The organism is Streptomyces sp. NPDC017095 (assembly GCF_044332325.1).
Taxonomy (GTDB): Bacteria; Actinomycetota; Actinomycetes; order Streptomycetales; family Streptomycetaceae; genus Streptomyces.
The window spans coordinates 395565-416061 of sequence record NZ_JBIROU010000005.1; the positions used below are offsets into that span (position 1 = coordinate 395565).

General features: G+C 73.3%; 23 protein-coding genes. 13 read left to right on the forward strand and 10 right to left on the reverse strand.

Annotated features, from left to right (window positions below; genetic code table 11):
- The first annotated feature begins 39 nt into the window (after positions 1-39).
- The 4 genes from ACH4OA_RS13100 (at position 40) to ACH4OA_RS13115 (ending at position 3122) form a co-directional block, all read left to right on the forward strand.
- Positions 40-738, forward strand: coding sequence for a DUF6230 family protein (locus ACH4OA_RS13100; RefSeq protein ID WP_397969041.1), 699 nt, complete (start codon positions 40-42; stop codon positions 736-738).
- Between the two features lie 5 nt (positions 739-743).
- Complete coding sequence (locus ACH4OA_RS13105; protein WP_397943105.1) at positions 744-1205, forward strand: DUF6114 domain-containing protein; 462 nt, start codon at positions 744-746, stop codon at positions 1203-1205.
- Between the two features lie 297 nt (positions 1206-1502).
- Positions 1503-2501 (forward strand): sporulation protein, encoded by a 999-nt coding sequence (locus tag ACH4OA_RS13110; protein ID WP_397968973.1) that lies wholly within the window; start codon positions 1503-1505, stop codon positions 2499-2501.
- 165 nt (positions 2502-2666) lie between these two features.
- Positions 2667-3122, forward strand: coding sequence for a TerB family tellurite resistance protein (locus tag ACH4OA_RS13115; RefSeq protein WP_365871183.1), 456 nt, complete (start codon positions 2667-2669; stop codon positions 3120-3122).
- Between the two features lie 109 nt (positions 3123-3231).
- Here ACH4OA_RS13115 and ACH4OA_RS13120 read toward each other — a convergent pair whose 3' ends face one another.
- The 8 genes from ACH4OA_RS13120 to ACH4OA_RS13155 form a co-directional block, all read right to left on the reverse strand.
- Positions 3232-4173 carry an ABC transporter substrate-binding protein gene (locus tag ACH4OA_RS13120; protein ID WP_365871181.1) on the reverse strand — a complete coding sequence of 314 codons (942 nt, stop codon included), beginning with the start codon at positions 4171-4173 and terminating at the stop codon, positions 3232-3234.
- Between the two features lie 129 nt (positions 4174-4302).
- Positions 4303-4971, reverse strand: a complete 669-nt coding sequence (locus tag ACH4OA_RS13125; protein ID WP_397968975.1) for an ABC transporter permease — start codon at positions 4969-4971, stop codon at positions 4303-4305.
- A complete protein-coding gene (locus ACH4OA_RS13130) occupies positions 4968-5621 on the reverse strand; it encodes an ABC transporter permease (RefSeq protein ID WP_397948011.1) in 654 nt (217 codons plus the stop codon). Before ACH4OA_RS13130 ends, ACH4OA_RS13125 begins: the two co-directional genes overlap by 4 nt.
- Positions 5618-6748 (reverse strand): ABC transporter ATP-binding protein, encoded by a 1131-nt coding sequence (locus tag ACH4OA_RS13135; protein ID WP_365871172.1) that lies wholly within the window; start codon positions 6746-6748, stop codon positions 5618-5620. Before ACH4OA_RS13135 ends, ACH4OA_RS13130 begins: the two co-directional genes overlap by 4 nt.
- Before the next feature lie 240 nt (positions 6749-6988).
- Positions 6989-7396 carry a peptide-methionine (R)-S-oxide reductase MsrB gene (msrB, locus tag ACH4OA_RS13140; protein ID WP_397943115.1) on the reverse strand — a complete coding sequence of 136 codons (408 nt, stop codon included), beginning with the start codon at positions 7394-7396 and terminating at the stop codon, positions 6989-6991.
- 21 nt (positions 7397-7417) lie between these two features.
- The gene (murC, locus tag ACH4OA_RS13145) at positions 7418-8818 is read right to left on the reverse strand and encodes a UDP-N-acetylmuramate--L-alanine ligase (RefSeq protein WP_397968977.1); all 1401 of its coding nucleotides are present in this window, start codon (positions 8816-8818) and stop codon (positions 7418-7420) included.
- A gap of 113 nt (positions 8819-8931) precedes the next feature.
- Positions 8932-9405: an indole-3-glycerol phosphate synthase gene (locus ACH4OA_RS13150; protein ID WP_365871164.1), complete on the reverse strand. Its 474-nt coding sequence runs from the start codon at positions 9403-9405 to the stop codon at positions 8932-8934.
- 131 nt (positions 9406-9536) lie between these two features.
- Entirely contained in the window at positions 9537-10364 is an 828-nt protein-coding gene (locus ACH4OA_RS13155; protein WP_397948015.1) for a pyrimidine reductase family protein, read from the reverse strand.
- A 36-nt stretch (positions 10365-10400) separates the two neighbouring features.
- Between ACH4OA_RS13155 and zapE the strand changes: the two genes are divergently transcribed.
- The 9 genes from zapE to ACH4OA_RS13200 all read left to right on the forward strand — a co-directional run bounded on the left by zapE (position 10401) and on the right by ACH4OA_RS13200 (position 18922).
- Positions 10401-11498 (forward strand): cell division protein ZapE, encoded by a 1098-nt coding sequence (gene zapE, locus ACH4OA_RS13160; RefSeq protein WP_397943120.1) that lies wholly within the window; start codon positions 10401-10403, stop codon positions 11496-11498.
- A gap of 196 nt (positions 11499-11694) precedes the next feature.
- Complete coding sequence (locus ACH4OA_RS13165; RefSeq protein WP_397968978.1) at positions 11695-12090, forward strand: hypothetical protein; 396 nt, start codon at positions 11695-11697, stop codon at positions 12088-12090.
- A 105-nt stretch (positions 12091-12195) separates the two neighbouring features.
- Positions 12196-12774 carry a carbonic anhydrase gene (locus ACH4OA_RS13170; protein ID WP_365871155.1) on the forward strand — a complete coding sequence of 193 codons (579 nt, stop codon included), beginning with the start codon at positions 12196-12198 and terminating at the stop codon, positions 12772-12774.
- An 8-nt stretch (positions 12775-12782) separates the two neighbouring features.
- The gene (locus tag ACH4OA_RS13175; RefSeq protein WP_397948019.1) at positions 12783-14261 is read left to right on the forward strand and encodes a SulP family inorganic anion transporter; all 1479 of its coding nucleotides are present in this window, start codon (positions 12783-12785) and stop codon (positions 14259-14261) included.
- A 156-nt stretch (positions 14262-14417) separates the two neighbouring features.
- Complete coding sequence (locus tag ACH4OA_RS13180) at positions 14418-15248, forward strand: slipin family protein (RefSeq protein WP_365871149.1); 831 nt, start codon at positions 14418-14420, stop codon at positions 15246-15248.
- 116 nt (positions 15249-15364) lie between these two features.
- The gene (locus ACH4OA_RS13185; RefSeq protein ID WP_365871147.1) at positions 15365-16231 is read left to right on the forward strand and encodes a PPK2 family polyphosphate kinase; all 867 of its coding nucleotides are present in this window, start codon (positions 15365-15367) and stop codon (positions 16229-16231) included.
- Positions 16232-16259: 28 nt separating this feature from the next.
- The gene (locus ACH4OA_RS13190; RefSeq protein WP_397968979.1) at positions 16260-17813 is read left to right on the forward strand and encodes an FAD-dependent oxidoreductase; all 1554 of its coding nucleotides are present in this window, start codon (positions 16260-16262) and stop codon (positions 17811-17813) included.
- 62 nt (positions 17814-17875) lie between these two features.
- Positions 17876-18721: a polysaccharide deacetylase family protein gene (locus ACH4OA_RS13195; protein ID WP_397948022.1), complete on the forward strand. Its 846-nt coding sequence runs from the start codon at positions 17876-17878 to the stop codon at positions 18719-18721.
- Between the two features lie 18 nt (positions 18722-18739).
- Complete coding sequence (locus ACH4OA_RS13200; RefSeq protein WP_397943129.1) at positions 18740-18922, forward strand: hypothetical protein; 183 nt, start codon at positions 18740-18742, stop codon at positions 18920-18922.
- Here ACH4OA_RS13200 and ACH4OA_RS13205 read toward each other — a convergent pair.
- Positions 18914-19585 carry an ABC transporter gene (locus ACH4OA_RS13205; RefSeq protein ID WP_397968980.1) on the reverse strand — a complete coding sequence of 224 codons (672 nt, stop codon included), beginning with the start codon at positions 19583-19585 and terminating at the stop codon, positions 18914-18916. The genes ACH4OA_RS13200 and ACH4OA_RS13205 overlap by 9 nt on opposite strands.
- Positions 19582-20445, reverse strand: coding sequence for an ATP-binding cassette domain-containing protein (locus ACH4OA_RS13210; protein ID WP_397943131.1), 864 nt, complete (start codon positions 20443-20445; stop codon positions 19582-19584). Before ACH4OA_RS13210 ends, ACH4OA_RS13205 begins: the two co-directional genes overlap by 4 nt.
- Positions 20446-20497 lie beyond the last annotated feature (52 nt).

Consider the following 20497-nt stretch of genomic DNA (forward strand, 5'->3'; position numbering starts at 1 on the left):
AAGCCCAACCCGCATTCATCTATGCACATGGGAGCAGCCATGGCCTCGTCCCCGGACGTCCCGTCCACCGGCAACACCCCCGAGAACCCGGGAAGCGACACCCCGTCCGAAGCCCCGCACACCGCCGGCACCCGTGCCGACGGCGCCAGACGAGGGCGGGTCAGGGCCCGCCGCGCCGCGGTGATGGCCGTACCCGCCACCCTGGTCGCGGCCGGCCTGGCGGTCCTCACCGCGCACGGCGCGCTGGGTGTGCAGTTCGCCATCTCCGGCATGCCGTTCACGGTCACCGCGACGGAACTGAACGGCACCGGCTTCGAGCAGTTCGGCGCGCTCGACAACATGGCGGAGGGCAGCCCGAACGCCGGGGACAGCGGCGGACAGGTGCTCGTCGTCACCTCCGCCATGAAGAACGCCACCCTCACCAAGCTGTGTCAGAGCGTCGACCTCGGCGGCACCAACCTGCTGATCACCGCGGGCAGCGGGGCGCAGAAGGTCAGCGCGACCGATCTGACCACCGACTCCACCGAGCTGTCGGGCGACGCGGCGTTCGACAACATCGAGATCGGCAACGACGCCAGCACCCTGACCAAGGCGCGCGCGAAGGGCCCGATCGGCGTCTTCAGCCAGCAGGCCGACACGGTGCGGATCGCCCATCTGCGCCAGGTCAACTACGCGACGACGGCAGGTGTGTTCAAGCTGCCCGGACTCAAGCTGCGCTTCAGCGACTCGGGTTGCTGACGGCCGTGCCCGACCGTCCGCGTCCGGGACTCTCCTTCCGCGACTGGCGGGCCCGCCGGCCGTTCTGGGGCGGGCTGCTGCTCGCCCTCGGCGGCGGCGAGGTCCTGCTCACCGAGAAGGCCTCGCTGAAGGTCGTGCTCCACATCGGCATGCAGGGCCTGGCCGGCTATCTGCTGCCGGCCCTCATGGTGCTGCTGGGCCTGTTGATCCTCTTCAACCCGGCCCAGCGGCTGTTCTACTCCCTCACCGGCATCCTGCTCTCCCTGGGCACCTGGCTCACCTCCAACCTGGGCGGCTTCTTCATCGGCCTGCTCCTCGGAGCCGTCGGCAGCTGCCTCACCTTCGGCTGGCTCCCGGACCAGGAGCCCCGCGCGAGCCACCGGGAACGCCGCGCACGCCGCCGGCGGGCCCAGGCGCCGGCGGCGGGGACCGTGACGCCGGACGGGACGGAGAGGTCCACGGCCTGAGGTAACCGGCTCCGGAGGGGGGCGCCGCGCCGAGACGCGGCGCCCCCTCCGGCACGCGGCCCGCCGGCACACGCCCTCCCGCACGCGGTCCTGCGGTCCTGCGGTCCTGCGGGCAACGCTAACGGCTCATCACTTACGGCTCGGCTCACGGCTCGCGGCCGGTGCCGTCAAGTCGGTGAGTCCGGGTCCTTCGATCAGGTGACTTGGGAACTTCTGCGTCGGCGTCGCGAGTTCATCGGGCAGCCGGACGGGTACGGAGCACCGTCCGGATGAAGCGATGAGCGAAGGAGCGACGGCATGGTGTTCAAGAGGCTGCTGGGTGCGATCGGGGTCGGCGGCCCCTCCGTGGACACCGTGCTGGACGGCGGCGCGGCCCTGCCCGGCGGCGCCCTGACGGGCCGGGTGCTGCTGCGGGGCGGCGGATCGGCCGTGGAGATCGAGCACATCGGCCTGGAGCTGATCGCCCGGGTGGAGGCGGAGCACGCTGAGGGCGAGAGCCAGGGCGCGGTCGCCTTCGAGCGGTTCACCGTCGGCGGCGGCTTCCGGCTCGGCGAGCAGGAGGAGCGCGAGCTGCCGTTCAGCGTGCCGCTGCCCTGGGAGACCCCGGTGACGGAGCTGTACGGCCAGCCGCTCGGCATCGTGCTGGGCGTGCGCACGGAGGTCGGGGTGGCCGGCGCCCGGGACAAGGGCGACCTGGACCCGCTGGCCGTCCGCCCGCTGCCGGTGCAGGAGGCGGTGCTGGAGGCGTTCGGCGGACTGGGCTTCGGGTTCCGCTCGGCGGACCTGGAATACGGCCGCATCGGCGGTACGGGCCAGCAGTTGCCGTTCTACCAGGAGATCGAGCTGACCCCGGCCCCGCAGTACGCGCACGCGCTGAACGAGCTGGAGCTGACCTTCCTCTCCTCCCCCGGCGGCGTCGAGGTCGTCCTGGAGGCGGACAAGCGCGGCGGACCGTTCTCCGCGGGGCACGACGCGCTCATCCGTTTCGTGGTGCGCCATGAGGACGCGCGGGCCCTGGACTGGCAGACCGAGGTGGACGGCTGGATCCGCCGGATGACCGAGCACCGCGAGGTGTACGGCAGCCATGCGGCGTACGGCCACCCCGGCGCGCCCGGGATCGGACACCACTCCGCCGCGCACCACTCGGGCCCGGGTCTGGGCACGGCCGTGGCCGCGGGTGCGGCGGGCCTCGCCGTGGGCGTGGTGGGCGGCATGGTGGCCGCCGAGGCCGTCGATGAGATCGGGGACTTCTTCGAGGGAGAAGAAGACGAAGGGGACGAGGGGGACGAGGGGTAGCGGGACGACGACGCCTGACCGCTCGGCCGTCGGGCGTCCGCCGGCCGCGGCGGGACCCGGGCCGGTGCTCCGGAACTTTCCGGTCACCCTGCTAGTTTCTACAGTGTTGTAGAAGATTTGGCCGGACGCCGTGCGGGCGTCTGGCGGCCGATACGAGGAGTGGGCATGGCCCTGTGGGACCGCATCAAGGACTCGGCGTCACAGATGCAGACGCAGTTGACGGCGAAGAAGAACGACCTGAAGAGCGGCGCGTTCCGCGATGCGAGCATGGCGATGTGCGCGCTGGTGGCCGCCGCCGACGGCACGGTGGATCCCTCGGAGCGGCAGCGGGTCGCCCAGCTCATCGCCTCGAACGAGGTGTTGCAGAACTTCCCGGCGGACGACCTCCGGCGCCGTTTCGACGACAACCTGAACAAGCTGACGGCCGACTTCGCCTTCGGCAAGGTGAGCGTGCTCCAGGAGGTCGCCAAGGCGAAGAAGAAGCCGGCGGAGGCGCGGGCGGTGATCCAGATCGGCATCGTCATCGGCGGCGCGGACGGCCACTTCGACAAGGACGAACAGGCCGTGGTGCGCGAGGCGTGCTACGCGCTGGATCTGCCGCCGCACGAGTTCGACCTCTGAGCGGTGCGACGGGCCCGCGGCCGGGTTCGTCGGCCGGACGCGGGTGTCCCGGTGGCCCGGGGCACCCGCGGTCCGGCCACGGGCAGGAGAGGCGGTGGGCGGTGGGGCGTCAGACGAGTCCGGCGGACTTCAGCCAGGCCTTGGCGACGTCCAGCGGGTCCTTGTCCTGCGCCTGCACCTCGGTGTCCAGCTTCAGCAGGGTCTCGGTGTCCAGCTTGGCGGAGACCGCGTCGAGCGCGTCGGCGCCCTTCTGCGACAGGGCGCCCTTGTGGACGAGCGGCTGGACGTTCTGGAAACCGAAGAGGTTCTTCGGGTCCTGGAGGACGACGAACTTCTCCTTGGTGATGTTCGGGTCCGTGGTGAAGATGTCCGCGACCTGCACGGCGTCCTTCTTCAGCGCCGTCCGCGTCAGCGGGCCGCCCGTGTCCAGCGCCTTGAAGGACTTGAACTCCAGGCCGTAGACGGACTTCAGGCCCACCAGTCCCTGCTGCCGGGCCTGGAACTCCGGCGAGCCGCCGATGACGAGGTCCTTGGCGACGGGCTTCAGGTCGGCGATGGTCGACTCGCCGGTGAGGTGGTACTTCGCCGCGGTGGCCGCGTTGACCGTGACGGAGTCCTTGGACTGCGCCGACGCCGGGTCCAGCAGGGTGAGCTTGGAGTCCAGCCCGGCGTTGATGGCCTTGGTGGTCTCCTCCAGCGTCTTCGGGGTGGCCTTCTTGTCCAGGTAGGCCAGCAGCGCGCCGTTGTACTCGGGCATCACCGAGACGGAGCCGTTCTTGATCATTCCGTAGGTGGTCTCGCGGCTGCCGATGTTCAGCTTGTAGGTGACCTTGACGCCCTTGGCCTTGAGCGCCTCGCCGTAGATGTCGGCGAGCAGGGTGCTCTCGGGGAAGTTGTTGGCTCCGACGACCACGCTGTCGCCGCTCGCCTCGTCGCCCGAGAGGGGGTTGTCGTCCTTGGAGGAACAGCCCGCCAGCAGAGCCGTCGCCGCCGCGAGGGCGACCACCGCCGCGCCCCTGCTCCTTCGGATGGATCCGCTGATCTGGGTCATATAAGTCACCCATCGATCCAAGCCAGCCGGTTCTCGGTCAGTCAAGTCCCATAGATCACCAATCGGTGTCGATCTGCGGTCACTTACGCGCACCGGCCTGGCGGACCCCGCAGCGGACGGCAACAGCCGTCAGCGGGCCCGGCGTACGCCCGGTGACACCGTGCACCGGGCAGCCGCCCAGAACACGGCCAGGGTGACGAGGGCCAGACCGGCGACCAGGGTGGCGCCGCCGACGACCTTCTCGTAGTCCCTCTGGTAGAGGCCGTCGATGATGTAGCGACCGAGTCCGCCGAGACTGACGTAGGCGGCGATCGTGGCGGTGGAGACGATCTGGATGGCCGCCGTGCGCAGACCGCCGAGGATCAGCGGCAGCGCGACCGGCACCTCCACCTGGAACAGCACCCTCGTCTCGGGCATCCCCATGCCCCGCGCGGCGTCCACCGGGGAGGGGTCGACGGAGCGGATCGCTTCGTAGGTGGTGACCAGGATGGGCGGTACGGCGAGCACGACCAGCGGGATCATCACCGGCAGCAGGCCGATGCCGATCCACATGAACATCAGCACCAGCAGGCCGAAGCTGGGCAGGGCCCGGCCGGCGGTGGCGAGGAGGGCGAGGGCGTTGCCGCCACGGCCGGTGTGGCCGGTGAGCAGGCCGACGGGCAGCCCGATCGTGGCGGCGATCAGCAGGGCCTCCAGGGAGTACCCGACGTGCTCGGCGAACCGGGTGGGGATGCCGTCGTAGCCGTGCCAGTGGGCGCCGTCGCCGAAGAAGGCGCGCGCGAAGTCCAGGATGTTCACCGGCGGACCCCCTTCCTCGGCATCCACGGCGTGAGGAGGAGCCGGAGGGCGACCAGCGCCGCGTCGGCGAGCATGCCCAGCACCCCGATGGTCAGGACCGCGTTCACGGCCAGGGCGGGCCGGTCGTAGGTCTGGGCGGCGTACAGCATGTTGCCGAGGGCGCCTTGGTTGCCGATGAGCATGCCCACGCTGACCAGGGAGATGCTGGACACCGTCGCCACCCGCAGGCCGGCGATGATGGCGGGTACGGCGATGGGCAACTGGACCTGGAAGTACCGGCGTACGGCGCCGAAGCCCATGGCCTGGGCCGCGGCCAGGGTCTCCGGCGGCACCGAGCGGACGCCGTCCACGATCGCCGGGACCAGCACCACCAGGCTGTAGAGCGCGAGCGGGACCATCACCGTGGTCTCGCTCTGCCCGAAGTAGTCGATGAGGACGACGAAGAAGGCGAGCGAGGGGATGGCGTAGAGCACCGTGGTGATGCCGAGGACAGGCGGGTAGATCCAGCGGAACCGCACGCACAGCTGGGCCGCGGGCAGCGCGATCAGCAGTCCGGCCAGCACCGGCAGCAGGGCCTCGCGCAGATGCAGCGCGACGAGCCCGGACCAGCTGTGCTGGAGGTCGCTCGGGAGGTTGAAGAAGCCGCTCATCGCCCGGCCTTCACGTCGGCCTGTTCCGCGACCCGGCTGTGGGCCTCGCGGATCGCCTCGCCGATGACCTGCTGGGAGACCACGCCGACGGCGCGTCCCTCGCCGTCCACCGCGACGGCCCACCCGGTCGGCGAGAGGACGGCGCCGTCGAGCGCGGTGCGCAGCGAGTCGGTGCCGGGCACGAACGGCCGCCCGAAGTCCAGCAGCCGGTCCCGGTCGACGGCGCCGGCGGTGAGCCGGTCCGGTTCGCTCCAGCCGAGCGGCCTGCCGTCGGCGTCGGTGACGAGGAGGTAGGGAGCCGTGGCCCGGGCGGCGATCCGGTCGGCGCCGGCGTCGGCCGCGACGATGGGCGCGGTCTGCAACTCCAGGCCGGCGGACGGGAAGAAGGAGAGCCGGCGGATGCCCCGGTCGGCGCCGAGGAAGTCCTCCACGAAGGAGTCGGCGGGTGCGCTGAGCAGTTCGGCGGGCGGCGCGAACTGGGCGAGCCGGCCGCCGGTGCGCAGCACGGCGACCTTGGTGCCCAGCTTGATCGCCTCGTCGATGTCGTGCGTGACGAACACGATCGTCTTGCCCAGTTCGTCCTGGATGCGCAGGAGTTCGTCCTGCAAGCCCTTGCGGACGACGGGGTCGACGGCGGAGAACGGCTCGTCCATCAGCAGCACGGGCGGGTCGGCGGCGAGCGCGCGGGCCACGCCGACGCGCTGCTGCTGGCCGCCGGAGAGCTGGTACGGGTACCGCTTGGCGAGCGCGGTGTCGAGCCCCACCCGTTCCATCAGCTCCGCGGCCCGGGCCCGCGCCTTCTGCCTGGTCCAGCCGAGCAGGCGGGGCACGGTGGCGATGTTGTCGAGGATGGTGCGGTGCTGGAAGAGACCGGCGTTCTGGATGACGTAGCCCATGGACCGGCGCAGCGTGTTGACCGGCTGCTTGCGGATGTCCTGACCGTCGAGGAGGATGGCGCCCTCGGTGGGCTCCACCATCCGGTTGATCATCCGCAGGGTCGTCGTCTTGCCGCAGCCGGACGGTCCGACCAGGACGGTGATCGCGCGGTCGGGTATCTCCAGCGACAGCCGGTCGACCGCGACCGTGCCGTCCGGGTACCGCTTCGTGACTGCCTCTATCCGTATCAAAACGCCGCGTACCCTCCGGGTCCGACCGTGCCTGGGCTGGTGGAGGGAGAGTCTAGACGGCGAGTGTTGCGGCACTTCGACGCGCGGGTGCGCGACACCCCCCTCCACGCCGCCACGCCCGCACGGACGGCCGCCGGCACCCGGTGACGGGCCGGGCGCCGCTCCCCCGGTCCTACGGCGCACCGGCCCCGGGGCGCTCCGGTGCGGGCGGGCGTGGCCGGGCCGGGTTCGGGCGGAGGCTCAGCTCTCCTGGGGTTCCAGGCGCAGGGAGACCGAGTTGATGCAGTACCGCTGGTCGGTGGGGGTCGGGTAGCCCTCGCCGGCGAAGACGTGGCCCAGGTGGGAGCCGCAGCGGGCGCACCGGACCTCGGTGCGGACCATGCCGTGGGAGCGGTCCTCGATCAGTTCCACGGCGTCGGAGTCCTTCGGGTCGAAGAAGGACGGCCAGCCGCAGTGCGACTCGAACTTGGTGTCGGACGTGAACAGTTCCGCGCCGCAGGCACGGCAGGAGTAGACGCCCTTGGTCTTGGTGTCCGTGTACTCACCGGTGAAGGCCGGCTCGGTGGCGGCCTGGCGCAGTACGGCGTACTCGGCGGGGGTCAGCTCCGCGCGCCACTGCTCGTCCGGCTTCTCGACGTCGTACGACATCAGCTCTCAGCCCCTTCGCTGCTACTGCTGCTCCTGCGCAAGGCGGTCCAGGATCAGCGGGCCCAGGTCGGTCACATCGCCCGCGCCCATGGTGAGAACGAGATCACCGGGCTTCGCCATTCCCGCGATCACGGCCGGGATCTCCGCCTTGTCGTGCACGGCGGTCACGCCGGCGCCGGCCGCGCGCGCGGCATCCAAGATCAGCTCGCTGGTCACACCGGGGATCGGGTCCTCGCGGGCCGGGTAGATGTCGAGGACGACGGAGGCGTCGGCGAGGGCCAGCGCCTGCCCCATCTCCTTGCCCAGCTCCTGGGTGCGGGAGAAGAGGTGCGGCTGGAAGACGACGAGGATACGGCCGTCACCGGCGGCGGCGCGCATGGCCTCCAGGTCGGCCGTCATCTCGGTCGGGTGGTGGGCGTAGGAGTCGATCACCTGGACGCCGGCCGCCTCGCCCTTGAGCTGGAGGCGCCGCTTGACGCCGGTGTAGGCGGCGAGCGCGGGCGCCAGTTCGGCGGCCGGGATGCCGAGGGCGGCGCCGGCGGTGAGCGCGGCGACGGCGTTGAGCGCGTAGTGCCGGCCGGGGACGGAGACCGTGAAGGTCAGCTCCTGTCCGTCCAGCACCACGGTGACCCGGCTCTTCAGGCCCTGCGGGACGATCGACAGCACGCGCGCGTCGGCGTCCTCGGCCTCGCCGTAGGTCACCACCCGCACCGCGCCCGCGCGCACCCGCCGGGTCAGCTCCCGGGCGCCCTCGTGGTCGGCGGAGACGACCAGCGTGCCGCCCTCGGTGATCTTGCCCACGAACGTCTCGAAGGACTCGTAGATCTCGTCGATGGAGGCGTAGTTGGCGTGGTGGTCCAGCTCCACGTTGAGGACGATGGCGACCTCGGGCGCGTACTTGTGGAAGCTGCGGTCGGACTCGTCCGCCTCGGCGACGAAGAGGTCGCCCGCGCCGTGCAGCGCGTTGGAGCCGGGCGCGTCCAGGTCGCCGCCGATGGCGTACGACGGCTTCAGGCCCAGCTCGGCCAGGGAGACCGCCAGCATGGAGGTGGTGGTGGTCTTGCCGTGGGTGCCGGCCACGGCGACCGGGCGCAGCCCGTCCATCAGCGCGGCGAGCGCGTCGGAGCGGTGCACCACCGGGATGCCCAGCTCGGCGGCGCGGGCCAGCTCGGGGTTGTCCTCGCGGATCGCCGACGACACGACGACACAGCTGGCGTCGTCGGCGAGGTGCGCGGCGGCGTGCCCGATGTGCACGGTGACGCCGAGCGCCCGCAGCGCCCCGGCGGTCGCCGACTCCTTGGCGTCGCTGCCGGCCACCTCGGCCCCGCGCTGGGCCAGGATCTTGGCGATTCCCGACATTCCGGCGCCGCCGATGCCGATGAAGTGCGGTCGGTCCATGGCGGTAGGAAGGCCGGGTGCCATGCGTTTCTCCCCAGAGACGGTACGAGCCAGAGCACGCCTAGCCTATGCGCTGGAGGCCGGGCCGCCGTGCAGCGAGGGGGCCGGCCCCGCCGCGGGGGCGCGGGGGCGCCGCATCACGCCTTGCTGTGCGAGAACAGCTTCAGCACCGGCACACCCACCTTGTGCCGCGCCCGGGAGGCCCAGTCCCGGTGGAAGAACTCTTCCACGTAGTGCGGATCGGTCAGCACGATCACCTCGTCGGCGCCCACCTCGGCCACGAGCCCCTTGAGCGCGTCCAGCGGGTGCTCCTCCACCAGCCGCCCCTCCGCCCCGCTCCCGGCCGCGCGCAGCGCCTGGAGCGACACGTCGAGGGCCTGCCGCCCCACGCTGAGCGCCTCGTGCCCCTCGGGCGTCCCGCCCTCCCGCACCGCCTCGTCGAGTTCGCCGAGCGCGATGTCGTCGATGGCCCGCAGCAGCCGGTCCGCCTGGTCGCCGCGCGGCTGGAGCAGTACGTGGAAGGAGACGGGCTCGTCTCCGTGCAAGGTGGTGACGAACTCCACGTCGGCGGACGTCAGGGCCTTCTCGATCATCAGAACGCTTGTGAACACCAGGCGCCTCTTCTTTCTAGAGGGGCCCGCCAGGGGCCCGTGCGGAAACCATCCTTCCCCGTGATCGCACGGGTACTGCCGGACTTAAGTCTGCCCGCCCGAAGCTGACCGGAACGGCAGATTCCGCTCCTTTAGGACCGGCAGTAGCGGCTGAACAGGAATCCCTCCTCCTCCAGCAGGGACACGAGGGCGAACCGGTGCGGGACGGAGACCGCCGGCCCGCCCGCGATGCGCTGCGCGCCGCCCGCGGTGAGCGTCGGCGAGACGGTCAGGCACAGCTCGTCCAGCACCTCGGCCGCGATCAGCTGGCCGAGCAGCCGGGGGCCGCCCTCGGTGAGCAGCCGGGTGTGGCCGAGGCCGGCCAGGGCCTGGACGGCGCGCGCGGGCTCCACGCCCATCCCCTCGCCGGCGACCACCACCCGCGCGCCCGCCTTCTCCGCGGCGGCGACCCGGTCGGGAGCGGCGGCCGCTCCGGTGAGGATCAGCGTCGGGACCAGGGGCGAGGTGAACAGGGGCAGCGTGAAGTCCAGCTCCAGGCCGGCGCTGACGATGGCGACCGCCGGGACCGGGGCCTGTCCGGCGGCCGAGCGCGCGCCGGCGAACTCGGCCCGCACCCGGGCGGGGCGGTACCCCTCCTGCCGTACCGTTTCCGCACCCACCAGGACCACGTCCGCCAGCGCCCGCAGCGTGCCGAAGATCCGCATGTCGGCGGCGCTGGAGAGGGGCTGCGAGCGGCCCTCGTGCTGGGCGGCGCCGTCGAGCGAGGAGACCATGTTGGCCCGCAGCCACGGCCGCGGGGCGCCCGGCGCGGGTTCCGGGTAGGCGTAGGCGGCGGCCAGCTCGGCGAGGTCCCACTCCCGGTTCGCCGCGGCCCCGGCGGTGCCCGGTGCGGCCTGCGCTCCGCCGGCGGCGGGGGCCTGGGCTGCTGTTTCTTCGGTCACAGGGAAGAGGCGTCGCATCCGTGCAGTGTGACACGGCGCTTAGCATGGATAACCGTGTCGTCCTCCACCAGCACCCCCGGTCCTCTGCCCGACGCGGGCCCCCTCTCCCTGTGCGCCCGCGAGCCGCACGTGCCCGCGGACCGGCTGGTCGCCGAGATGGTGCCGCCGCCGCGCTTCGACTCGGTGCGCTTCGCCACGTACCTCCCGGACCCGGACCAGCCCAGCCAGACGGAGGCCGTCCGGGTGCTGGCGGACTTCGCCGCCGGCCTGGGCGGGGACCGGGCCGCCGGCGCCGGCCGGCGCGGCTTCTTCGGCTTCGGCCGGGCGAAGGCGCCCAAGACCCCGGCCGGGCCGCGCGGGGTGTATCTGGACGGCGGCTACGGCGTCGGCAAGACCCATCTGCTCGCCTCCCTGTGGCACGCCGCCCCGGCCGATCCGTCCCGCAAGGCGTTCGGCACCTTCGTGGAGCTGACCAACCTGGTCGGCGCGCTCGGCTTCCAGCAGACGGTGCGCACGCTCTCCGGGCACAGCCTGCTGTGCATCGACGAGTTCGAGCTGGACGACCCGGGCGACACGGTGCTGGTGTCGACCCTGCTCGGCAAGCTGGTGGAGGCGGGCGTGGCGCTCGCCGCGACCTCCAACACGCTGCCCGGCAAGCTGGGCGAGGGCCGTTTCGCGGCGGCCGACTTCCTGCGGGAGATCCAGGGTCTGTCGGCCCACTTCCGCGCCCTGCGCATCGACGGCGAGGACTACCGCCACCGCGGCCTGCCCGAGGCGCCGGCGCCCTTCTCCGACGAGGAGGTCATGAAGACGGCCTTCGCCACGGAGGGCGCCTCGCTGGACGACTTCCCCGGCCTGCTGGAGCACCTGGCCAAGGTGCACCCGAGCCGGTACGGCGCGCTGACGGACGGGGTGCGGGCGGTGTGCCTGACCGGCGTGCGGCCCGTGCCGGACCAGTCGACGGCGCTGCGGCTGGTGGTGCTCGCCGACCGGCTCTACGACCGCGAGGTGCCGGTGCTGGCCTCCGGGCTGCCGTTCGACAGGCTGTTCAGCGAGGAGATGCTGAACGGCGGCTACCGCAAGAAGTACTTCCGCGCGATATCCCGGCTCACGGCACTGGCCCGGGACGCGAAGGGGCTCGTCGGCTCCTGACCATCCCCCAATAGCGGATCAACGAGCGCGGGTCAAGGGCGGGTTTCCGCCACGCGACCCGCGCTTTTCACGCTCTCTTCCGCGCGTAACGTGCCGTTAACCCGGCGTGGGGCCGCATCCCGCTAACGTATTTCTTGACCAAGCGTTGACCAACCCTTGGTACGGACTAGAACGTGAACGGAGCGGAGGGGGGCTCATGTTCCGCGGTACGACGGCCCGCATCCTGCTCGCCCTCCTCGGCGTGCTCCTGCTCGCGCTCCAGCTCCGCGCTCCCGGCGCGCCCTTCGCGGCCGCGGTCACCGCCGGCCCGGCGCTGACCGCGACGCAGACCGGGACCACCTCCCTCGCGCGCTCGGCGCACGAGGACGCGGAGACGGTCCGCACATCCGGCCGGGCGGGCGCTCCCGCGGGCGTCCCGCAGATGCGCGACCGGCACCGCGGCCCCGTGCCCGTCGGCGCCCCGGCGCGCCCCGGGATACCCGTGCGGGCCGCCGGGACGGAGCCGGCGCGACCCGCAGGAGTCCCGCACCGCCCCGCCGCCGGAGCCCTCAGAGCCCACACACCGGCCGCGCTCCAGGTCTTCCGCTGCTGAGGGCCGGGCTCCCGCCCGCCTCCCGCCACACCCCCGCCTCTCCCCCACACGACCGTCGTCCGAGTCCGACGCGCCGGACAGGCGCGCCAGGAGGAACCCACACACATGCAGCCCCTCATCGACAACGCCCGTACCTTCGGACAGCGCCCTGAGGAGTTCGCCAAGCTGGCCGAAGGGCAGTCCCCGCAGGTGCTCTTCATCACCTGCTCCGACTCCCGGGTGGTCCCGGCCCTGATCACGGGCGCCCGCCCCGGCGAGCTCTTCGAGCTGCGCACCGCGGGCAACATCGTCCCGCCCCACGCCTCCGCGCACCCCACCAGCGAGGCCGCCACCATCGAGTACGCCGTGGAGGTGCTCGGCGTCCGCGACATCGTGGTCTGCGGGCACTCGCACTGCGGCGCCGTCGGCGCGCTGGTGCGCGGCGACGACCTGACCGCCGTACCGGCCGTGCGGGACTGGCTGGTCTCCGCCACCCCGCGCCCGGCCGGCCCGGCCGAGGACCCGGAGGTCGCCGAGGGCGTGCAGAGCCACGTCCTGACCCAGCTGCTCCGGCTGCGCTCGTACCCGTGCGTGGAGCGGAGACTGGCGGACGGCCGGCTGGGCCTGCACGCCTGGTACTACGAGGTGCACACCGGCACCGTACGGACGCACCGCCCGCAGTCCGACACCTTCGAGGCCCTGTGAGCGCGCCGATGACCGACCACTCCGCCCGCATATCCCGTTTCCCGTACCTGCGGCAGGACTTCGCCGCCTCCCTCGTCGTCTTCCTGGTCGCGCTGCCGCTGTGCGTGGGCGTGGCCGTCGCCTCCGGGGTGCCGGCCGAACTCGGCCTGGTCACCGGCATCGTGGGCGGCATCGTGACCGGGCTGATGCGCGGCAGCAGCCTTCAGGTGTCGGGCCCGGCCGCCGGCATGACCGTGCTCGTCTTCGAGGCGGTCAAGGAGTTCGGACTGCCGGTGCTCGGCGTGATCGTGCTCACCGCCGGAGTGCTCCAGGTGGCCATGGGCCTGCTGCGGCTGGGCCGTTACTTCCGTGCCATCTCCGTCTCCGTCGTGGAAGGCATGCTGGCCGGAATCGGCCTGGTGATCATCGCCGGACAGCTCTACCCGGCGCTGGCCACGAAGGCTCCCGACTCCGGTCTGGGCAAGATCGCCGGGCTGCCCGGCGCCTTCCTGGACGCCTTGGGCGACACCGGCGCCCTGGCCTCGCTGGCGGTGGCCGCGGGCACCGTCGCGGTGCTGCTGCTGTGGAAGCACACCCCGGCCAAGGTGCGCGCGGTGCCCGGCCCGCTCGCCGCGGTCGGGCTCGCCACGCTGGCCGCGTTCGCGCTGGACCTGCCGGTGGCCACCGTGGAGGTGCAGGGGCTGCTCGGCTCCGTCCAGCCGCCGCCGCTGAGCGCCTTCGGCGAACTGGCCGGCGCCGGACTGCTCGGCACCGTCGTCGCCTTCACACTGATCGCGTCCGCCGAGTCCCTGTTCAGCGCGGCGGCCGTGGACCGGCTGCACTCCGGGCCGCGCACCCAGTACAACAAGGAACTCGTCGCCCAGGGCGCGGGCAACGTGCTGTGCGGGGTGCTCGGCGCGCTGCCGATGACCGCGGTGATCGTGCGCAGCGCGGCCAACGTGCAGGCCGGCGCCCGGACCAAGGCATCCCGCGTGCTGCACGGCGTGTGGCTGCTGCTGTTCGCGGCGCTGCTGCCCGGTGTGCTCGCCTACATCCCGATCCCGGCCCTCGCGGGCATCCTGATTCACGCGGGTGCCAAGCTGGTCCCGGTCCGGGCGCTGACCGGGCTGTGGCGCGAGCACCGCGGGGAGGCGCTGGTCCTCGCCGTCACGGCCGTCTCCATCGTGGCGGTCAGCATGTTCGAGGGCGTGCTGATCGGGCTGGCGCTGGCGGTGGTGAAGACCGCCTGGGACGCCTCGGCCGTCAGGCTGGAGGTCGTGGACAAGGGCGCCGGTCCCGTCGAGGCGCATCTGTCGGGCAACGCGACCTTCCTGCGGCTGCCGAAGATCCTGGACAGCCTGGAGTCGCTGCCCCAGGACCGCCCGGTCCGGCTCGACCTGTCCGGGCTGCACCACCTGGACCACGCCTGCCGTACGGCGCTGGACAACTGGGCGGAGCGGCACAGCGCGGCCGGCACGGAACCGGTGAAGCTGCTCATGGCCGCGTGACCGGGCAGCCGCTCACGGCCGCGCGACCGTGAGGCTGTGCACGGCCGCGTGACCGTCCGCCCGTGGGGTCGGGATGCCGGGACCTCTCGGCATCCCGGCCCCACGGGCCTATCGTGGCAACAACGGATAAAACGGGCCTCTGGTGAGGAGGTCACCATGGTCGAGTACCTTGTGGTGGCCATTGCGACGGTGGGTTCCCTCGGTGTCGTGTACCTGGCGGCGGCGGCGCGGGTGGTGAAGCAGTACGAACACGGGGTGCTGTTCCGGCTCGGCCGGGTCACCGGGGACGTACGGACGCCGGGCCTGAACCTGGTCATTCCCTTCGTGGACCGGCTGCGGAAGATCAACCTCCAGATCGTGACCATGCCGATCCCGGCCCAGGAGGGCATCACCCGGGACAACGTCACCGTCCGGGTGGACGCGGTGGTCTACTTCCGGGTGGTCGACGCGGTGAGCGCCCTGGTGAAGGTCGAGGACTACAAGTTCGCGGTCTCGCAGATGGCGCAGACCTCCCTGCGGTCGATCATCGGCAAGAGCGATCTGGACGACCTGCTCTCCAACCGCGAACAGCTCAACCAGGGCCTGGAGCTGATGATCGACAGCCCGGCGGTGGGCTGGGGCGTCCAGGTGGACCGGGTGGAGATCAAGGACGTGTCCCTGCCGGACACGATGAAGCGGTCGATGGCCCGCCAGGCCGAGGCGGACCGCGAGCGCCGGGCCCGGATCATCAACGCCGACGCCGAGTTGCAGGCCTCCAAGAAGCTGGCCGAGGCCGCCCAGCAGATGGCCGACACCCCGACCGCGCTCCAGTTGCGGCTGCTGCAGACGGTGATGGCGGTGGCGGCCGAGAAGAACTCCACCCTGGTGCTGCCCATCCCGGTCGAGCTGCTGCACTTCCTGGAACGCGGCGCGCAGCCGCCCGTCCCGGAGCCGGACCGGACGCCCCACCCCCTGCCGCACACCGACGGCGGCCCGCGTCCCGGATAGCGGCGCACCGCGCCGGGGCCGGCGCGCACCGCGCTCCGACGGGCACGCGGCCGCATCCCGGCCGGCGGACCGGGCACCCGTGAGGGCACCCGGCCCACCGGACGAGAGGAGCGCCCGTGCCCAAGCACCCGGCCGAGAAGGACAGCACACTGGGGGACCTGCTGCGTCTCCCCCCGGGCGAGCGGGTCGACCTGGGCGGGTACGACCCCCGGGCCACCCCCGGCGCCCCGGACGGCAAACAGGCCGCGCTGGCCGACACCGACCGCATGGGCCGGCACCTGGCCAAGCTCCAGGAGCGGCTGTGGGCGGCGGGCACCGCGGGCGACCGCCGCCGGGTGCTGCTCCTGCTCCAGGGCATGGACACCAGCGGCAAGGGCGGCACGGTCCGGCACGTGATCGGCCGGCTCGACCCGGCGGGCTGCCGGGTCAGGGCGTTCAAGGCGCCCACCGAGGAGGAGCGGCGGCACGACTTCCTGTGGCGGGTGCGGCGCGCGCTGCCCGGACCCGGCGAGATCGGCATCTTCGACCGCTCGCACTACGAGGACGTGCTCGTGGCCCGGGTCCGGCATCTCGCGCGGCCCGCCGAGATCGGCAGCCGCTACGGGCTGATCAACGACTTCGAGCGGGAGCTGGCCGAGGACGGCGTGACCGTCGTCAAGTGCTTCCTGCACCTCTCCTACGACGAGCAGCGGCGCCGGCTGCTGCGCCGCCTGGACCGCCCCGACAAGCACTGGAAGTTCGACCCGGCCGACCTGGAGGGACGCGCCCTGTGGCCGGCCTACCAGGAGGCGTACGAGACGGCCCTGGAGCGCTGCGCGGCGCCGCACGCGCCCTGGTACCTCGTCCCGGCGGACCGCAAGTGGTACCGCAACTGGGCGATCAGCCGGCTGCTGCTGGAGCGGCTGCGGGAGCTGGACCCGCGCTATCCGCCGGCCCGCTTCGACGTGGCGGAGTGCCGGGAGCGGCTGCTGGAGGGGACGTGAGGCGGGCGGGCCGGGGTACCCGACGGGCATGCGCGAACAGCGGAAGGTCACCGATTCGTACTGGCTGCGGACCGCTCCCGGGCCGGAGCACCCGGTCCTGGACGCGGACCTCGACGTGGACGTGGCCGTCGTCGGCGCCGGCATCGCCGGGCTGAGCACCGCCCACGAGCTGGCCCGGGCCGGGCGACGGGTGGCGGTGCTGGAGGCCGGGCGGGCGGTGGCCGGGGTCACCGGTCACACCACCGCGAAGCTGACCGCCCAGCACACCCTGGTCTACGACCGGCTGCGGCGCACCCGGGGACCGGAGGGGGCCCGGCTGTACGCCCGCTCGCAGTCGGAGGCGATCGCGCACGCGGCGGCGCTGGCGGCGGAGCTGGGCGTCGACTGCGAGTGGGAGACCCGGGACGCGTACACCTACGTCCGGGACCCCGCGCGGGTCGCGGAGGTGCGCGCGGAGGCGGAGGCCGCCCGGGAGGCGGGGCTGCCGGCCGCGTTCACCACGGAGACCGGGCTGCCGTTCCCGGTGGCGGGCGCGGTCCGGGTGACCGGGCAGGCGCAGTTCCACCCGGTGAAGTACCTGCGGGCGCTCACCGCGGACCTGCTCGCGCACGGCGGCCAGGTGTTCGAGCACACGCGGGTCACCGGGCTCACGGAGGGCGAGCCGTGCCGGCTGACCACGGAGGCGGGCCTCACGGTGACCGCGCGGGACGTGGTGATCGCCACCCACTACCCCGTGTTCGACCGGGCCCTGCTGTTCACCCGGCTGTCCCCGCGCCGGGAACTGGTCGTCGCCGGACCGCTGGGCGACGGCCCGGACCCGGGCGGCATGTACATCACCCCGGACGAGAACACCCGCTCGGTGCGCACCGCGCCCTACGGCCCGGACGGGCAGCGGCTGCTGGTGGTCACCGGGGAGCACTTCACGCCCGGCACCGGCGATCCGCAGGCCGGCTTCGACCGGCTCGCCGCCTGGGCGCGGGAGCACTTCCCCGGGGTGAGCCTGGACCACGCCTGGGCCACCCAGGACAACGAGTCCACCGACTCCGTCCCGCTGGTCGGCCCGTTCCACGCGGGCGCCCGGCACACCTATGTCGCCACCGGCTTCGGCGGCTGGGGCCTGAGCGGCGGCATCATGGCCGGGCTGCTGCTGACCGCGCTGATCACCGGCCGGGAGTGCGCCTGGCGCGAGCTGTACGACCCGCGCCGGCTGAAGTCGGTGGCCCGGGAGGCGCCGACGCTGCTGAAGACGCAGGCGGAGGTGGCCCGGCACTTCGTGGGCGACCGGCTGAAGCCGCCGGGTTCGGTGGCCGGTCTGGAGCCGGGCGACGGCGCGCTGGTCCGGTGCGGCGGCGAGCGGCTCGCGGTGCACCGCGACGACGAGGGCGCCCTGCACGCCGTGTCCGCCCGCTGCACCCACCTCGGCTGCCTGGTCTCCTTCAACCGCGCCGAACGCGCGTGGGAGTGCCCGTGCCACGGCTCGCGGTTCGCGGTGGACGGCACGGTGATCCAGGGCCCGGCGGTCGAACCGCTGGAGCGGCGCGAGCTGGACCAGGCGACGGAAGAAGGCCCGCCGGCCGGGTGACGGCAGCACCACACTCGGGACGGATCGTCATATAAACGTACTTTCCGTCCTACGTTGGTACGGTGATCCCACCAGCACACCGTCTCGCCACCGTCACCGCCCTCTGCGCCCTGGGCGCGGCGCTCGCCTCCTGCGGCACCGCGACCGCCCCGCGCCCCGCCCCGGCCGCCTCCTCCCCCTCCGCCTCCGCGCGCACCCCCGTCCTCGCGCCCGGCCCCGGCGGGCTGACCCCGGTGTTCGCGCACGGCCCGCGCACCCGGGGCAAGACCGTCGCGCTCACCTTCGACGCCGACATGACCGCGGACCAGGGGCCCCGCGCGGCCGCCGGCGAGCACTTCGACAACCCGGGCCTGATCACGGCGCTGCGCGCGCTGAAGGTGCCGGCGACCGTGTTCATGACCGGCAGCTGGGCCGAGCAGTACCCGGCCGAGGCCCGCGACCTGGGCCGGGACCCGCGGTTCGAGGTGGCCAACCACTCCTTCAGCCACTACGCGTTCACCGCCGACTGCTACGGCCTGCCGACCGTGGCCGCCGACCGCATGCGCGCGGACGTCCAGCGGGCCTACGACTCCCTGCGCGCGGCCGGCGTACCCCACCCGATGCCGTACTTCCGCTTCCCCGGCGGCTGTTACGACCAGCAGGCGCTGCGCGCGCTCAGCGGGCTCGGGGTGACCGCGGTGCAGTGGGACGTGGTGAGCGGTGACGCCTTCGCCACGGACGCCGACGCGGTGGTGCGACAGGTGCTGGACGGGGTGAAACCGGGCTCGGTGGTCGTCCTGCACTGCACCCGCAGCGCCGCCCCGACCACCGAGCGGGTCGTCCGCGCGGTCGTACCGGAACTGCGCCGGCGCGGCTACCGCTTCGTCAAGGTCTCCGAGCTGATCGCCGAGACCCGCCCCGCCCGGTGACCGTCCTACGCTGGAGGCATGAGCGACGAGGACTACTGCACGATCACCGACGCGGCGCGGCCGGCCACGGCCGACGGCCCGCCGTACGCGGCCTGTGTGCTGTGCCGGGAGCCGACCGAGTACCCGGAGTCGTACAAGGGCATCACGCTGTGCCCGGTGTGCGAGTGGCAGGAGGCCCAGCGCACCGCCTGTTCAGGGTGAGCGGCGGCCGGTGAGCCAGGCCGCGGCGGCGAAGGCGCCGGCCGTGACCAGGGCCGCGCCGGCCGTCGGCAGCAGCGCCAGGGGCGCCCGGCCGGTCTGCGAGCCGGTGACCAGACCGCTGACCGCGGCCTGCGCCGGGGAGCCGGCCCACACCACCGCGAGCAGCGCCCCGAGCAGCATCGCGGGCACCGCGCGTCCGGTGGAGCGCAGCACCGGGCGGTGGGTGAGCGCGCCGACGGCCGTGCCGAGCAGGGCGCAGACGAGGACGGCCGGCAGCCCGGCGGCCAGCGCCCGCGGCGGCGCGATCCGCACGCGGTGGCCGTTGCTCGCGGGGTCGCTGATCAGGATCACCACCACGGTGGCCGCCAGCCCGAGCAGCACGGCCGCGAGCAGGGCGGTCAGCAGGCAGGCGAGGTGCGCCCGGGCGGGGCCGCGCGCGGTGGCGACGCAGGCGCGGGCCGCGGGCGGCTCGCCGGTGACGCAGATCCGGACCAGCCAGGCGGCCACCGGCAGCAGTGCGGCGGCCGTGTAGCCGAGCGAGTCCAGCACCGGCTGGCCCGCGCCCACGCCGACGGTGAGGAAGACGGCGTACAGGATCACCGGCGGCAGCCAGCGCTGGGAACGCAGCAGCAGGTCGGCCTGGTAGCGCAGCAGGGCGGTCACGGACGGCTCCCGGGTTCGACGCGCACCACGTGCCACGGCGGGCGGGCCGTGAGCAGGGCGCGCAGCAGGAGGTCGGAGTGGGAGGCGGGGACGGTGAGCCGGTGGCTGCCGGGCGCCGTCTCCTCCGCGCGGACGGCGGCCTGGAGCGCGTCCGCCGGCAGCCGCCCGCCCGGCGATCCCTGCGCGACGACGACGGTGAGCGGCCCGTCCGCCACGAGCGCCCGCTCGGTACGGCGGCTCAGCCCGCCGCCGGCCACGGTGTACGTCGCGTCCTCCGCCCCGGCGAGCCGTCGCGGGTCGTGGTCCACGAACACCACCGCGCCGCCGGCGGCGGTCCGTTCGGCGACCACCCGGTCCAGCTCGGCCCGCGCCGCCGCGTCGAGCCCCGTCCACGCCTCGTCCAGCACCAGCAACTCCGGGGCGCCGACCAGGGCCTGGGCGACGGCGACCTTCTGGCTGCCGCCCTTGGACAGCCGCGCCATCGGCGTGCCGGCGTGCTCCTGTGCGCCGAACCGCTCCAGCCACGCGTGCGCGGCGCGTGCGGCGGCGTTCCGGCCGAGGCCGTGGACGGTGCCGAGGTGGGTCAGATAGCCGGCGGCCGTGAAGGGCAGGGCGGAGGGGAATCGCTCGGGTACGTACGCCGTGCGCGGCCGGCCGGTGATCCGGCCCTCGCTGGGCGTGTCGAGCCGGGCCAGGAGCCGCAGCAGGGTGGACTTGCCGCTGCCGTTCGCCCCGTCGATCCGGGTGAGGGTGCCGGGTGCGACGGCGAGGCCGACGCCGCGTAACACCCACGGGCCGCGGACGCCGTAGCGACGGCCTACGGCGGTCAGGCGCAGGTCACGCTCGTGGTCACGGTGCATGGGGGCCATTGTGGCGCGGCGCCCGCTCCCCGGGCGCCGCGCGGCGGGCCGG